The following is a 15,038-nucleotide window of genomic DNA, read 5'->3' as shown; positions in this document are numbered from 1 at the left end:
GAAATCGGACGCGGTCGTTTAAAACTTCCGAAACGCCATGGCTGTACGGTGTGCAAAGTTCGCGCGCTCTCGGCGCGTTCGTGTTCCTGCGTTTTAAGAGAAGTTGCCGCCCGTGAAGCTGCTCCCGACGTCCTTTCGCCTGTCCCGCAAGCTTCTGATCATCGTTGCCGGTGTCATGGTGCTGACCGGCGCCTCGGGTGCCGCCGCCATCATCGTCGGGCGCGAGGCGCTGCTCGGGCCGCCAGCCGAGCAGATTTCCGGTGCGGCCTGCACCCTCGTCACCACCGTGCGGCTGGATCGCAACGGCCAGCAATGGCTGCGCAAATATGTGCGTTCGGAGGCCAAGGAGGCAGACGTGCGCATCAAGACGGCGCTGCGTGTCGCCGGGGCCGTCTCCAATCATGAGGAGGCCGATCTCTACCAGATCATCCTGCTCGATGCCGCCGGCCCGCAAAACCGTGCCGACATGCGCGGCCGCGCTATCGGCGCCGAGGTGCTGTTTGCCCGCAATCCCTCCGCCATTCCCGGCATGACGGCGCCCTTCGTCGCCCGTTATACGGACGGCAAGCCCGCCGAGAACGGCGAATTCTACGGCGCGCGCAAGGAACTCTCGCTGGACGAGATCAAGACCATAGTGACCGCAATGGAAGAGCGTGAGGACTGCGTCGATCCCAACGCCGTTGCGGAAGAAGGCGGCCATGGGGAAAGTGCCGGCCATGGCGAAGCCAAAGCCGAGGGTGGGCATGGCGAAGCTGCGGAAGGTGGCCACGAGGCGCCGGCCGAAGGCGGCGAACACGCCGAAGCGGCTGAAGAAGGTTCGCACGAGGTCGCTTCGAGTGAGCACTGACGCCTGAGCTTGGACCGTCGCGCCTCTGCGCGGCGAATGCCCATTTCAAAATCCCGCCCTAAAATAAAAATGCCGCCACCTCGTTTCACCGAAGTGGCGGCAACAATGTCTGCGTGTCTTGCCGACCTCAGTCGGCCTTTGCCCGGCGGGCCGGGAAGAGGATAACGTCGCGGATCGACGGGGCATTGGTGAGCAGCATGATCAGACGGTCGACGCCGATGCCGAGACCGCCGGCCGGCGGCATGCCCTGGTCGATGGCGTCCAGGAACTCATCGTCGAGCTGCTTGGACTTTTCGCCGCGCGCATGGGCCTGTTCGAGCTGCTCGACCATGCGGGCGCGCTGCTCTTCCGGGTCGTTGAGTTCGGAAAACGCGTTGCCGAGTTCCCAGGTGTTGCAATAGGTCTCGAAACGCTCGACGAGACGCGGCTCGCCCGGCACTTCCTTGGCGAAGGGCGAGATGTCCTTCGGGAAATGCGTCACGTGGCTCGGCTGGATCAGCGTGCCCTCGACCTTCTCCTCGAAGATGAAGGCGAGGCATTCGCCCCAGGTCCAGTCCTTCTCGACTTCGAAGCCGGCAGCCTTGGCGGCGGCGCGGGCTTCCTCGTCGGTCTTGATCGCGAGGAAATCGATGCCGGTCACTTCCTTGACGGCGTCGGGCATCGGCACGCGCTTGAACGGGCCTTTGAAGGAGATTTCCTTGTCGCCATAGGCGAACTCGGTCGAGCCGTGGATTTTTACGGCAAGCTCGGCGAACAGACGTTCCACGAGGTCCATGATGTCCTCGTAGTCGGCATAGGCCCAGTAGCACTCCATCATGGTGAATTCGGGATTGTGCCTTGTAGACACGCCCTCATTGCGGAAGTTGCGGTTGATCTCGAACACCTTGTCGGTGAGGCCGGAGACCAGCGTGCGCTTCAAAAACAGTTCCGGCGCGATGCGCAGGTACATGTCGAGCTTCAGCGTGTTGTGGTGCGTCTTGAAGGGTTCGGCCGTCGCGCCGCCATAGACGGAATGCAGCATCGGCGTCTCGACTTCCATGAAGCCGTCATTTTCCATGAAGCGGCGGATGCCCGAGACGATCTTCGACCGCTGCTGGAAACGCAGCTTCGATTCCTCGTTGCTCATGATGTCGAGGTGACGCTTGCGATAGCGGATCTCGACGTCGGCAATGCCGTTCCACTTCTCCGGCATGGGAAGAAGCGACTTGGTCAGCATCACGATCTGCTGCGCGTTGATCGTCAGTTCGCCACGCTTGGTGCGGCGCACGACGCCGGTGACGCCGATGATGTCGCCGATGTCGATCATCGGCAGCAGGTTGCGGGCCTCTTCCGGCGTGGTGTCCTTGTGGGAGAAGATCTGGATCTTGCCCGAGGCGTCATGGATATCCATGAACATGCCGGAATTGCGCGAGGAATAGACGCGGCCGGCCACGGTCACGACGTCGCCGCTTTCCGTGTCAAGCTCCAGCGTCTCGTATTTGGCCGCCAGCTCCGCATTGGTCATCGTGCGGTGGAAATGTGCCGGATAGACATCGCCGATCGTCTCGCGCAGCTGGCCGAGCTTCTGGCGGCGGACTTCCGTCGGATCGGAGGAAAGGGCGGTTTCTGTCTTGTCGTTCATTCTTTTATGTCCTTACTTTCCGCTGCTGACCATCGAGGCCACCACCTGTGCGGCGACCTTCAGGCGCTGGCGCACGACGGAGCGGCCGAGGATAGCCATCGAGTCGAAGAGCGGCAGCGAGCGCGACGAGCCGGAGACGGCGACGAAGAGCGGGGCGACGACGACCTTGAGCTTCTTGCCGAGCCGGTCGGCGCTGGCGCGCAGTTCCGCTTCGATGCTTTCGACGGTCCATTCCGGCATCTTTTCGAGGTCCGGCTGCACCTGGTTCAGCACTTCGAGAATTTCCTCCGGGGTGGACTTCACCTTGGCGAAGACCTCCGGCGTCAGGCCGAGGTCCGACTTCAGGAGGAAGCCGGCGAGATCGGGCAGTTCGCCGAGCTTGGAGATGCGCGACTGCGACAGCTTCAGGCCTTGGCGGATGCGATCGTTTTCCATCGCCCAGTTGAGGACTCGGGCGACGAATTCCTCTTCGGTCAGCTTTTCGCGCAGCCAGCGGCCGTTCAGCCAGTCGAGCTTCTGGATATCGAAGATCGCGCCGGCCTTGGAGAGGTTCTCCGGGTCGAACTTTTCGGCGAGCTGATCCATGGTGAGCAGCTCTTCGCCCTCGGCGATCTGGATGAAGAACAGGCCGAGGAAGTTCATCAGCGCTTCCGGCAGGTAGCCGAGCGCCGAATAATAGGAGATCGAGGTCGGGTTCTTGCGCTTCGACAGCTTCGACTTGTCGTGATTGCGCATCAGCGACAGGTGCATGAAGACCGGCGGCTCGAGGCCGAGATATTGATAGATAAGGATGTGCTTCGGCACGGAAGCCAGCCATTCCTCGCCGCGCGCCACATGGGTGATCTTCATCATGTGGTCATCGACCACATTCGCCATGTGGTAGGTCGGCATGCCGTCGGCCTTGAGCAGGACCTGCATGTCGACGGCGTCCCACGGGATTTCGACCGGACCATAGACGCCGTCGACGAACTTGCAGGAACCCTCGGTCGGGATCTTCATGCGCACGACATGCGGCTCGCCGGCTTCGACGCGCTTCGTCACTTCTTCTGCCGTCAGATGCAGGCAGAGACCGTCATATTTCGGCGGCTTGCCGGCGGCGCGCTGCGCCTCGCGCATCTGCTCCAGCCGCTCGGGCGTGCAGAAACACTTGAAGCCGTGGCCGTTGTCGACGATCTTGTCGACGTAGGGGCGGTAGATGTCCTTGCGGTCGGACTGGCGATAAGGGCCGTAGGGGCCGCCGATATCGGGGCCTTCGGACCATTCGAGGCCGCACCATTTCAGCGCGTCCAGCACCTTCTGTTCGAATTCCGGCGTCGAGCGCGTGGCGTCCGTATCCTCGATGCGCAGGATGAAGGTGCCGTTGTGCTTCTTGGCGAAGAGATAGTTGAACAGCGCGATATAGGCGGTGCCGACGTGGGGTTCGCCGGTCGGGGAGGGTGCGATGCGTACGCGAACGCCGGATGCGGTTCCGGAAGTGCTCATGATAGGGCCCGTCTTGACTTATGGGAGGAAGAGCCCGGTTTTGTGCCGTTTTACATGGGCGGAGAGGGCTTTCCGTTGGGCTGGTTGAGACCATATTCAGCCCGGCACGTCAAGAAAAACTCAAAGTCCCTATTGCAGCGGCCAGACGACGAGCAGTGCCGGAATGCTGACGAGCACGATGAGGAAGGACAAGGGCAGGCCGACGCGCGGATAATCGGCGAATTTGTAGCCGCCCGGTCCCATGACCAGGGTGTTGCACTGGTGGCCGACGGGGGTGAGGAAGTCGCATCCGGCGCCGATCGCCACCGCCATCAGGAAGGCCTCGGGCTTGTAGTGCAGCGCCCCGGCGAAACTTGCGGCGATGGGCGCCATGACGAGCACGGTTGCCGCATTGTTGAGAAAGGGCGTCACGGCCATCGCCGTCAAGAGGATGAGGGCAAGCGCGCCGAAGGGCGGCAGGTGCACGGCGACGGCACCGAGCCACCCGGCGATGAGTTCGCTGGCGCCCGTCGTGCGCAGGCTGTCGGACACGGGGATGAGGGCTGCGAGCATGACGAGGATCGGCCCATCGAGCGCGCCATAGGCCTCGCGCAGCGGCACGGCGCGAAACAGCACCATGGCGACGGCGGCGGCGAAGAAGCCGGTCGCGACCGGCACGAGGCCGAGCGCCGTCGAGGCCATGGCGGCAATCAGGATCAGCACGGGAATGATCGCCTTGCGCGGCGAGCCGAGCAGGATTTCGCGCTGGGCGAGCGGCAGCAGGCCGAGCTCCGGCAATAGGGTCGGGAGCGCCCGGTTGTTGCCCTGGATGACGATCACGTCGCCGGGGCGCAGCCGCACGGCGGAGAGCTTTTCGCGCAGGCGCTGGCCCTGCCGGCTGACGGCGAGCAGATTGATGCCGTAGGAATGAAAGAGCGCGATGGAGCGGGCGGAAATGTCGATAAGGCGGGATTCGTTGCCGACGACCACTTCGATGGCGCTGATTTCATCGGCTTCGCCGCGCCCGGATTGGATCGGCTTGCCTGAAAGCGTCAGACCGGCGGCGGAGACGACCTTGTCGAGCGCGCTCGCCGTGCCCTCCATCAGGATCGTGTCACCGGCGGTGAGCCGCACGTCGGGCAAGGGCGTGAGGTGGACGTGGCCACGAATGATGGCGGTGGCGATCACGTCGCCGTCGCCGTTGCGCAGGACTTCGTTCAGCGATTTCCCGACGGAGGGTGAGCCTTCCTCCACCGTCGCGTCGGAGGAATAGGCGGAGGCCTCCAGCGATTCCTCGATGCTCGCATTGCCGTTTTCCCGCTCGGGTACGATGCGGTTGAAAAACAGCATGAAGAGGATGCCGCAGACCGTCAGCACCGCGCCGACGGGCGTGAAGTCGAACATGGTGAAGCTCTCGCCGGTGATCTCCTGACGTAGCCGCGAGACGACGATGTTCGGCGAGGTGCCGATCTGCGTCATCAGGCCACCGAGCAGGGCGGCGAAGGCCATGGGCATCAGGAATTTCGAGGCGGGCGTGTTGGATTTCTTGGCGAACTGGAAGGCGAGCGGCATCATGATGGCGAGCGCGCCGATATTCTTGATGAAGGCCGAGAGCACCGCGACCGAGACGAGCAGCAGCGCGAGCTGGCTCTGTTTCGAGATGAGGTTGGGGAAGAAGCGCTTCACCGCCAGATTGACGATGCCGGAGCGCGCGACGGCCGCGCTCACCATCAGGGCGCTGGCGACGATGATGACGATATCGTCGGAAAAGCCGGAAAAGGCCTTGTCGAAGGGGACGATGCCGAGCGCCAGCGCCAACAGAAGCGAACAGCAGGCGACGAGATCGTAGCGGAACCTTCCCCATATGAACGCCGCCATCATGAGCGCGATGACGACGAAGGCGAAGGTCTGCTCAAGGGTCATGTCAGGGTCCGTGCGGCGGGACGATGTTCGGATGGAATTCCGCTGACGCCTTCGGGTTCCGTCGACGGGCAACGGAAACGCACGCGCTCTTTTCGGAACAATCCCTCCGCCGCAAGGTTTGCCAAGGGAAGACGGGCCGTGTCAACCGGACAGGACGGAGATGGAGAACGCAGGGATTTTTCCGGTTTCTCCCTGCGGCCAACGAAACGGCAGGCGAGCTCCCCACCCGCCCGGCCCGTCTTCGACCCCATTGCTTCCAGTTTGGTGATACAAGCTTCGCGCAAGCCTGACATTTTGGATGATACCAAGCTATTGTCTTTCAATAATTATGTGCCATAGTTTTGAATGAATGTTCAGTTAATGGTTCGGGGGCTTACCATGGCGGGAAGAACAGGCAGGGCACGCGCGTTTGTGACGATCAAGGGGAAAGTTTCGCGGCTTCTTGGAACGGCTGCGGCCTGTGCGATATCCGGTTCCGCGCTTGCGGCCGATGCCATCGTCGCGGCCGAACCGGAGCCGATGGATTATGTCCGGGTTTGCGATGCCTTTGGCGCCGGTTTCTTCTACATTCCCGGCACGGAGACCTGCCTGAAGATCGGCGGCTATGTGCGGTTCGATATCGGCGTGGGCAATATGCCGGACTATGGATTTGGCGCCGATGCGCCTGACGATATCGACACGGATGGCGACGGCATTGCCGACACCGGCGATGGACGCGGGGACGCGCGTTACGAGCAGGCACGCTTTGCGCTTGATGTCGATGCACGGACGGACAGCGAGTACGGGACGCTGCGCGGCACTGCGAAGTTGCATTTCAACTACGATCAGGACGCGACCAGCAGTTCTCACTATATCGAGGTGGAATATGCCTATATCGAGCTTGGCGGTTTTCGCGTCGGCATGAACGACTCGCTGTTTTCCACCTTCCCGGCCTATGCCGGCTATGTGATCAGCGATGACCTCGGCGTTCCCTATGGTCCGTTCGAAACCAGCCAGATCGTCTATACCCATACCGGTGAAAACGGCTTCTCGGCCGCGGGCGGTCTCGAGCTTCCCGGCGACGGCGCCACCAATTCGGACTATGTCCCCAACATCGTCGCCGGAGCTTCGCTGACTAAGGACTGGGGGGCGATCGCCTTCATCGCGGCTTACGACGCGGTGGCGGAGGAGGGGGCGGCGAAGCTGCGGCTCGACCTGACACTGAGCGACAAGGTGTCCGTCTTCGCCATGGCCGGTTACAGCACCAACGATCCGGCCGGCACCGGCGTCGGCAATACGGATAGCAACAATTATTACGCCCAGTGGAACGGTGATTGGGCGCTCTGGGCGGGGGCGAATTTCCAGGTCACGGACAAGCTCGCCTTCTATACGCAGGCCGCCTATGACGAGGATGAGAATTTCGCTTTCGTTGCCGACCTTCCTGTCACTGTCGTCGACGGTTTCACAGTGACGCCCGAGCTTGCCTATCGCGACAATTTCGACATTCCGGATGCCGATGCCTGGGGCGGCTATCTGCGCTTCGAGCGCACGTTCTGACAGGACATTGAAAAAAGGGCCGGCGATGAGCCGGCCCTTTCGTTTGCGTCAGTGTCTCGTGCCCTTGTTTCTTTGCCGCGCATTGCGCGAGACCATGTTCAACACCTCGACGAGCGCCGAGAAGGCCATGGCGGCGTAGACGTAGCCCTTGGGGACGTGGAAACCCATGCCTTCGGCAATCAGCGTCGTACCGATCATCAGCAGGAAGGCGAGCGCCAGCATGACGATCGTCGGGTTGCGTTCGATGAAGTTGGCAAGCGGCGTTGCTGCAACCAGCATGACCGTGACGGCGACGACGACGGCGACCACCATGATCGGCAGGTGCGGCGTCATGCCGACGGCGGTGATGATGCTGTCGACCGAGAAGACGAGGTCGAGCAGCAGGATCTGGCCGATGGCGGCGGCAAAGCCCGTCGTCGCCGGGCCGCCGACCATGTCTTCCTTGTGATCGACCGGGTCCACATTGTGGTGGATCTCCTTGGTCGCCTTCCAGACGAGGAAGAGGCCGCCGGCGATCAGGATCATGTCCTTCCAGGAATAGCCGTGACCGAAGGCCTCGAAGACCGGGGTGGTGAGCTGGACGATCCACGCGATGGTGCCGAGAAGGGCAAGGCGCATGACGAGCGCAAGGCCGATGCCGATGCGGCGGGCGCGCTCGCGATGTTCGGGTGGCAGCTTGTTCGTCAGGATCGAAATGAAGATAAGGTTGTCGATACCGAGAACCACTTCCATCACGACGAGCGTGACGAGTGCAATCCAGGCGGCCGGGTCTTGCATGAGCGCAAGAATGCTGTCCATCCGGTCTTCCTCTCCTTAAATATGGTTTGAGAATGGACTTCCGTATGTATGCAGATTTTGACCGCTGGCAAGCGGACCGGCCACCGTTGGCGCTGATATCACGATTTCGTCATCTGATCGGCGAGCGGCAGCCAGATTTCGACGCGACCGAGCCCGGTTTCCGGGTCGAAATCCTCGCCGTAAAATTCGAGCACGTCCGGAAACCCGCCGACCGTGCGTCCTGACGTCGGCAGCCAGGTACGGAAAGCGGCATCGACCGTTGCCGGGATGCCGTTGACATGGCCGTGGTGCTGGAACATGGCCCAGCTCTGCGCCGGCACGGCGATGATCTCGAATTCGGCTGGAAGGTCGTCGCGACGCGACACGCGTGCGCCGGCGACATAACGAAAGCCGGGTTTTCCCGGTTGCATGGTGCAGAGGCCGTAGGCAGTCTTGTCGACCTGGCCGGGGATATGGCCGAAATAGGCGTTGAACCGCTGCCAAAGTGCGGGAATGCCCGCCGCCTTGCCGGGGTCGAAATCACCGCCGAGGCCGGCGATGATGAAGGCATCGAGCGTTTCGATGCGGGGTGCGGGAAGGTTGCTTTTCTCGATGGTCGACATGCGGATGGGCTCCTGAAGCGTGAGGCCGGAAAGATCGCGCCGGGCGCGGAGCGTTTCGGGTGTCAGGCCGAATTCCTCGCGGAAGGCGCGGGTGAATGCCTCATGGGAGCCGTAGCCGGCATCGAGCGCGACGGTCAGGATGTTGTCCGCCCCACCGGCAAGCTGGCGGGCGGCTTCGGACAGACGGCGGGCGCGCAGATAGCGGTTGAGGTTCTGCCCGGTCATCTGGCTGAAGCGCCGCGACAGGTGGTGGCGCGACATGCCGGCCATCTCAGCGATTTCGGACAGGGCTATGGCCCGCCCGAAATGGCTTTCGATGAACCAGATGGCTTTTGCAACGGGGTGCATGGATGGCGTCGCTCCTCATGGACAGCCATCTTATGACGTCCCTGGCGACCCGTCACTTGATCGTGGTTGCGCGTTCGCGGCTGAGTGCGGCAAAAGCGTCAGGCTTTCGCGCCATAGGCCGCGAGGAACATGCGGATCGCCGACGTGACGTTCTTCTCGATCGCCGTCTTTGCGGGCACCTCTTCCATGGCGCCGAAAATGCGGGGCTTGAAGAGGCCGACGGTGGTGAGCTCAATGAACTGCTTGGCCGCGTGCGTGGTGTCGTCACAGGTGAGAATGCCGGCTGCGACCTGGCGGTCGAGATAATCCTGCAGCACCGAGACGGGGTTGATCGACGATGCGGAGAAAAAGCGGCTACAGAGGCTCGGCAGCCGGTGGTTCGCGGCAATCACCATGCGCATGGCGCGGATCGTCTGATCTGCGGTCATGTGCGCGGCAAACAGCATGCCGAACGCCATGAGCGCATCGGCAAGCGGCTGGCCGCTGTCCAGCGCGTGCCGGATCGTTTCGGTGATCCGGCGCCGCTCGCGCTCGATCATGTCGGCGAACAGGTCTTCCTTGTTCTCGAAATAGACGTAGATCGTGCCCTTGGAGACACCGGCGGCGCGCGTAATGTCGTTCATGCTGGCGGCTTCGAAGCCTTGCTCCATGAACACCCGCTTGGCCCCGTCAAGGATCTGCTCGCGTTTGGCGGGGTCTTCACCCGCCACGCGGCGACCCGTCTGCGGGATGGCCAGTCTGTCTTCCGTGGTATCCATCTGCCTTTCCAAGCTTGAAACTTTCTGTGAACTATTTCGAACCGCGTGGTTCGATTTCACTTGATATGCGGGATAAAGAGGTCTATGTCAAATCGAACCGAACGGTTCAGTTCATTTTTTACCCCAGAGAATGGTGGCATGCGCATGTCGACTTCCCATGGCGCCGGCACGGCGAAGGTTCGCCCGGTCAATGATGATTTCCAGGCTGAAACCGCCGAGGCAAAGCCGGTGACGACCGCCGAGGCGCCCGCGCCCGCGCCCGCCGCTGCCGTCGCCGAGCCGGAAAAGAAGAAGAGCGGCCGCCGCTTCATGTTGCCGATCGTCGGACTTGCGCTGTTATCCGCCGCCGGCTGGTACGGCTACCAGTGGTGGACGCATGGCCGCTTCATGATCTCGACCGACGATGCCTATATCGAAGGCGATATCGCTTCCATCTCGCCGAAGGTCTCCGGTTATGTCGCAGCGGTGAATGTCGTTGCCAACCAGACGGTTAAGGCCGGGGATCCCCTGGTCACGCTCGACGATGGCGACTACCTGCTCGCCCGCGAGCAGGCCGAAGCCCAGATCGCCACGCAGAAGCTCGCCCTTCACCGCATCGACGCGCAGATCGACGGCGCCAAGGCGAGCCTTGCCCAGGCCGAAGCCCAGAAGACCGCCTATCAGGCTGCTCTCAGCGGTGCCCAGGTTGCGGAAAAGCGCGCCAAGGAATTGGCGAACAAGGAAGTCGGCACGACGGCCTCACTCGACAGCGCCACGGTGGCGCTCGACCAGGCCAGAGCCAATCTCGTCGGCGCGGATGCCAATATCGTTTCCGCTAGGGCGAGCATTGCGGTGCTTCAGGCGCAGCGCGCCGAATCGGACAGCGGCATCCGCTCGCTGGAGCTTGCCCGCGACAAGGCGGTGCGCGACCTCGGCTTCACCGTGCTGAAGGCGCCCTATGACGGTGTCGTCGGGAACATTTCGGTGCAGGTCGGCGACCTCGTTTCGGCCGGCGGCCGCCTTGCGGCGCTGGTTCCCGTGAAGGACCTCTATATCGAGGCGAACTTCAAGGAAACGCAGATCGCCCATCTCGTGCCGGGCTCCAAGGTGCATCTGCATGTCGATGCCTATGAGGAAGACGACATTCTCGGCACGGTCGAGTCCATCGCGCCAGCGTCCGGCTCGGTGTTCTCGCTGCTGCCGGCGGAAAACGCCACGGGCAACTTCACCAAGGTCACCCAGCGCGTGCCGGTCAGGATCGCGATCCCTAGGGATGTGCTGGATACCGGCAAGCTGCGTGCCGGCCTCAGCGTCGTCGTCGATGTCGACAGCCGCACGGCGCCGGGCGCCAAGGCTGAGTAAACACGAAAACATTGTTTTGACCGCATTGCGCAGCCGGGTGATATCGCCTGGCTGCCGTGCTTCCAGAAGGAACGCGGGCCATGGCCGCGACCGCTCAATCGACCGCAGGCGCCCTGACGGCTGCCCCCGCGCAGGCCGATAAAGTTCCCGTCCGCCGCGTCATCGCCTTCTTCGCGATGGTCTTCGGTATGTTCATGTCGATCCTCGACATCCAGATCGTCTCCGCCTCGCTCTCAGAAATCCAGGCCGGCCTCGGCGCCGGCGCGGACGAGATCGCCTGGGTGCAGACATCCTATCTGATCGCCGAAGTGATCATGATCCCGCTGTCGGGCACGCTGGCGCGTATCGTCTCGACGCGTATCCTGTTCAGCTTCTCCGCCGCCGGTTTCACGCTGGCCAGCGCGCTTGCCGCGACGGCAACGAATATCGACCAGATGATCGTCTACCGCGTCCTCCAGGGCTTTATCGGCGGCGGCATGATCCCTTCGGTCTTCGCAGCCGCCTTCACCATCTTCCCGCCCTCCAAGCGCTCCGTCGTCTCGCCGATGATCGGCCTCGTCGCGACGCTGGCGCCCACCATCGGCCCGACGGTCGGCGGCTATCTCAGCCACGCCTTTTCCTGGCATTGGCTGTTCCTCGTCAACATCATCCCCGGCATCATCGTCACGGTTCTCACCTTCAACCTGATCGATTTCGACAAGCCGGAATTCAATCTGATCAAGCGTTTCGACTGGTGGGGCCTCATCTCGATGGCCGTCTTTCTCGGTTCGCTGGAATACGTGCTGGAAGAGGGTAACAACAAGGACTGGTTCAACGACGAGCATATTGTGCTCGGCTCGCTGGCGATCGTGATCGCCGGCGTCGTGTTCTTCTGGCGGGCCTTCAAGGTTCCGTTCCCCGTGGTGGACCTGCGCGCCTTCGCCAACCGGAATTTCGCCTTCGGCTCGATCTTCTCCTTCGTGATGGGCATCGGCCTCTATGGCCTGACCTATCTCTACCCGCTCTATCTGGCGCGCATCCGTGGCTACGATTCGCTGATGATCGGCGAGACCATGTTCGTCTCCGGTCTTGCCATGTTCTTCACCGCGCCGATCGCCGGGATGATGTCGTCCAGGCTCGATCCGCGCGTCATGATGATGATGGGTTTCGGCGGCTTTGCGCTCGGCACCTGGTCGATGACGGGGATGACGGCCGACTGGGATTTCTATGAGCTGCTGGTGCCGCAGATCCTGCGCGGCTGCTCGCTGATGATCTGCATGGTGCCGATCAACAACGTCGCGCTCGGCACGCTGTCGCCCGACCGTATCCGCAACGCGTCAGGCCTGTTCAACCTGACGCGCAACCTCGGCGGTGCCGTGGGGCTTGCGGTCATCAACACGATCCTCACCCAGCGCTCGCAGGAGCACTATCTGCGGCTGTCGGAGCATGTGCAGTGGGGTAATCCCGAGGCCGTCGACCAGCTTCGCAACATGGCGGCGAATTTCACCGCCCATGGCCTCGACGGACCGACGATCGCGATCAAGAAGATGGCCGGCATGGTGCAGCAGCAGGCCTATATTTTGTCCTTCATCGATATCTTCCTGCTGCTGACGGGCCTTTTCGCCACGCTCATCGTCTGCGTGCTGGCGATCCGCAAGCCGCAGGCCGTTGGCGGTGGTGGCGGCGGCCATTGATCAGACGCTGAGCGTGCCGCTCATCACCGGCACGCAGGCGCCGCCGATGTGAACCCTGCCATCGGCGTCGACCGCGACGGAGAGCAGGCTTGGCCGCCCCATGTCGATGCCCTGCGCCACCGTGAAACGGCGCGGGGCGCCGCCTGCCAGCTTGGCCAGAAGCGCGCAGGTCGCCGCCGTGGCGCTTCCGGTCGCCGGATCTTCCGGCAGGCCGTCGAAGGGTGCAAACATCCGGGCGCTGAAATCGACCGTGCCGTCCTCGTCCGACAATTCGCGGCAATAAAGATAGATCGCGTCGGCATGATCCGTTGGCAGGATGGCGGAGAAGGCGGTCATATCCGCCTTGGCACGCCGCAGGGCATCGCGTGTCGCGATCTCCACAACGATGAAGCCGAGGCCGACGGAGGCGATGCAGGGCTGGTGCACGGCAAGTGCGATATCCGCCTCATCGAGTGACAGGCAGGCCGCGACGCTGGTCGGCGTGAAGGTTTTTCCGATGCTCAGCGGCTGCGGTGCCGTCAGCTCTACCGCGTCGACCTCGCCGTCGATGCGAAGGATTTTCGCCCGCACGAGACCTGCGGCCTCCTCGAAGATGAATTCCTCCACCGCATCGTCGGCGAGTGCCAGTGCATAGGCAGTGCCGACATTGGGGTGGCCGGCAAAGGGCACTTCGAGGGTCGGCGTGAAGATGCGCACATGGGCCGTGTGGGCTTCGTCCTTCGGGCGCAGCACGAAGGTCGTTTCGGAATAGTTGAATTCGCGGGCGATGGTCTGCATCTCCGCGTCCGTCAAGCGGTCCGCATCGAGCACCACGGCCAGCGGATTGCCGCCGAAGCGGGTCCGGGTGAAGACGTCAAGCGTGTGATAGGCGAGTTTCATCGGGGGCCTCCGTCACCGTTTTGGTAGCAAGTCCGTCCTCACCCCTCAAGCGGCGCTGTACCTCGGCGTCATCCTGATTCAGAATGCGGTCCTCTGTTCTTTTCATGGAGCGTCCGCATGTCCTTCCGCCCCACGCGCCGCCATCTTCTTCTCGGAGCGGGTGGTCTCGGCCTGTCGCTCGCTTTGCCGCGCCTTTCGGCGGTTGCGCAAGGCGCGCGGTCCGCAACGGATGCGACCTTCCTGTTTTCCTGCGACGTGCATGCCTGCCTCGTTTCGACCGATAGCCTGAGCCCGAATTGCGCGGCGGAGGGCAAGACGGATTCAGCACTGCTGCGCCATGTGGCGGCGCTGAATTCGGTCGGCGACCTCATCTGGCCGGTCGAGATCGGCGGCAAGCCCTCGGGTCTCGCCAGTGCCGGCACGCGGATCGCGACGCCGCTCGGCCTCGTGCTCGGCGGCGACATGACGGATGACGGCGGCGGGCAGGTGAAAGTGCCGGGGGAGGGGCGCCAGCTGCAGCAGTTCGCCAGCCGCTACCAGCAGGGCACCGGGCCGGACCGGGTGCACTATCCCGTCTATAACGGTCTCGGCAATCACGATCTCGACCAAGACGGTGTTGCGCCGCATATCGACTGGTACCGGCGCGAACTGCGCGACTATGTCGAGCTGAACCATCGCTCCACGGTGTTCTACAAGGCGCCCGTGCCGGCGGGGAACTACGACATCGATTCCGACAACTATTCCTGGGACTGGGGCGGCCTGCATCTCGTGCAGCTCCAGCGCTTCGGCGGCGACGACACGAAGCATGCCGTCAGTGGCCTTGCCTGGCTGAAGCAGGATCTTGCTGACGCCGCGGCTGACGGCCGCCCGGTGGTTCTGTTCCAGCATTACGGCTGGGACCAGTTCTCCACCGAGCACTGGGATCCGACGGCGAAGACGTTCGATCCGCACGGGGACGGTCCGGCCCATTGGTGGACGGATGCGGAGCGCGCGGCCCTTCTCGATGTGCTCAAGGGCTACAATATCGTCGGCATCTTCCACGGCCACGAGCACCCGACCCCGATGATCTACAACAGCGCGGGCCACGACATCTTCAAGCCCGTCGCCGCCTTCCTCGGCGGTTTCGCGCTGGTGCGCGTGACGGATGGTTTTGTGGACGTTGCGCTCGCGCAAGCCGATGAAACTTCCGGCGAAATCACCTTCACCAACGCCTTCAGCAAACGCCTCGCCGGCTGAGAAAATCCATGCCGA

12 protein-coding genes are annotated in these 15,038 nt (G+C 62.9%); 5 read left to right on the top strand and 7 right to left on the bottom strand.

Features of this window, described 5'->3' with window-relative positions:
* Nucleotides 1-112 precede the first annotated feature (112 nt).
* Complete coding sequence (locus ACOZK4_RS22825) at nt 113-847, top strand: hypothetical protein (protein WP_421593983.1); 735 nt, start codon at nt 113-115, stop codon at nt 845-847.
* Nucleotides 848-974: 127 nt separating this feature from the next.
* On the opposite strand, the gene lysS is transcribed toward ACOZK4_RS22825, so the two are convergent.
* The 3 genes from lysS to ACOZK4_RS22810 all read right to left on the bottom strand — a co-directional run bounded on the left by lysS (nt 975) and on the right by ACOZK4_RS22810 (nt 5,852).
* Nucleotides 975-2,468, bottom strand: a complete 1,494-nt coding sequence (lysS, locus tag ACOZK4_RS22820; RefSeq protein WP_421593981.1) for a lysine--tRNA ligase — start codon at nt 2,466-2,468, stop codon at nt 975-977.
* A 12-nt stretch (nt 2,469-2,480) separates the two neighbouring features.
* Complete coding sequence (gltX, locus tag ACOZK4_RS22815; protein ID WP_421593980.1) at nt 2,481-3,950, bottom strand: glutamate--tRNA ligase; 1,470 nt, start codon at nt 3,948-3,950, stop codon at nt 2,481-2,483.
* A 129-nt stretch (nt 3,951-4,079) separates the two neighbouring features.
* A complete protein-coding gene (locus ACOZK4_RS22810; RefSeq protein WP_421593979.1) occupies nt 4,080-5,852 on the bottom strand; it encodes an SLC13 family permease in 1,773 nt (590 codons plus the stop codon).
* A 378-nt stretch (nt 5,853-6,230) separates the two neighbouring features.
* Between ACOZK4_RS22810 and ACOZK4_RS22805 the strand changes: the two genes are divergently transcribed.
* Nucleotides 6,231-7,388 carry a porin gene (locus tag ACOZK4_RS22805; protein WP_421593978.1) on the top strand — a complete coding sequence of 386 codons (1,158 nt, stop codon included), beginning with the start codon at nt 6,231-6,233 and terminating at the stop codon, nt 7,386-7,388.
* A 48-nt stretch (nt 7,389-7,436) separates the two neighbouring features.
* On the opposite strand, the gene ACOZK4_RS22800 is transcribed toward ACOZK4_RS22805, so the two are convergent.
* The 3 genes from ACOZK4_RS22800 to ACOZK4_RS22790 all read right to left on the bottom strand — a co-directional run bounded on the left by ACOZK4_RS22800 (nt 7,437) and on the right by ACOZK4_RS22790 (nt 9,894).
* Nucleotides 7,437-8,186 carry a TerC family protein gene (locus tag ACOZK4_RS22800; protein ID WP_313525606.1) on the bottom strand — a complete coding sequence of 250 codons (750 nt, stop codon included), beginning with the start codon at nt 8,184-8,186 and terminating at the stop codon, nt 7,437-7,439.
* Between the two features lie 98 nt (nt 8,187-8,284).
* Nucleotides 8,285-9,136 carry an AraC family transcriptional regulator gene (locus ACOZK4_RS22795; protein ID WP_421593977.1) on the bottom strand — a complete coding sequence of 284 codons (852 nt, stop codon included), beginning with the start codon at nt 9,134-9,136 and terminating at the stop codon, nt 8,285-8,287.
* A 98-nt stretch (nt 9,137-9,234) separates the two neighbouring features.
* Entirely contained in the window at nt 9,235-9,894 is a 660-nt protein-coding gene (locus ACOZK4_RS22790; protein ID WP_421593976.1) for a TetR/AcrR family transcriptional regulator, read from the bottom strand.
* Nucleotides 9,895-10,038: 144 nt separating this feature from the next.
* Here ACOZK4_RS22790 and ACOZK4_RS22785 point away from each other — a divergent pair, with 144 nt between their 5' ends.
* Together ACOZK4_RS22785 and ACOZK4_RS22780 are read left to right on the top strand one after the other, a co-directional pair.
* Nucleotides 10,039-11,235, top strand: coding sequence for an HlyD family secretion protein (locus ACOZK4_RS22785; RefSeq protein ID WP_421593975.1), 1,197 nt, complete (start codon nt 10,039-10,041; stop codon nt 11,233-11,235).
* A gap of 80 nt (nt 11,236-11,315) precedes the next feature.
* Complete coding sequence (locus ACOZK4_RS22780; protein ID WP_421593974.1) at nt 11,316-12,908, top strand: DHA2 family efflux MFS transporter permease subunit; 1,593 nt, start codon at nt 11,316-11,318, stop codon at nt 12,906-12,908.
* Here ACOZK4_RS22780 and ACOZK4_RS22775 read toward each other — a convergent pair whose 3' ends face one another.
* Nucleotides 12,909-13,787, bottom strand: a complete 879-nt coding sequence (locus tag ACOZK4_RS22775; RefSeq protein WP_421593972.1) for a PhzF family phenazine biosynthesis protein — start codon at nt 13,785-13,787, stop codon at nt 12,909-12,911. It abuts the gene before it with no gap.
* A gap of 117 nt (nt 13,788-13,904) precedes the next feature.
* On the opposite strand from ACOZK4_RS22775, the gene ACOZK4_RS22770 reads away from it, so the two are divergent.
* Nucleotides 13,905-15,023 carry a metallophosphoesterase gene (locus ACOZK4_RS22770; protein ID WP_421593971.1) on the top strand — a complete coding sequence of 373 codons (1,119 nt, stop codon included), beginning with the start codon at nt 13,905-13,907 and terminating at the stop codon, nt 15,021-15,023.
* The last annotated feature ends 15 nt before the right edge of the window (nt 15,024-15,038 follow it).

Origin of the sequence: Shinella sp. M27, assembly GCF_049199905.1 — a bacterium.
Lineage (GTDB): Bacteria > Pseudomonadota > Alphaproteobacteria > Rhizobiales > Rhizobiaceae > Shinella.
Note: the sequence above shows the minus strand (reverse complement) of the source record. Positions and strands in the feature narration are given on the sequence as shown.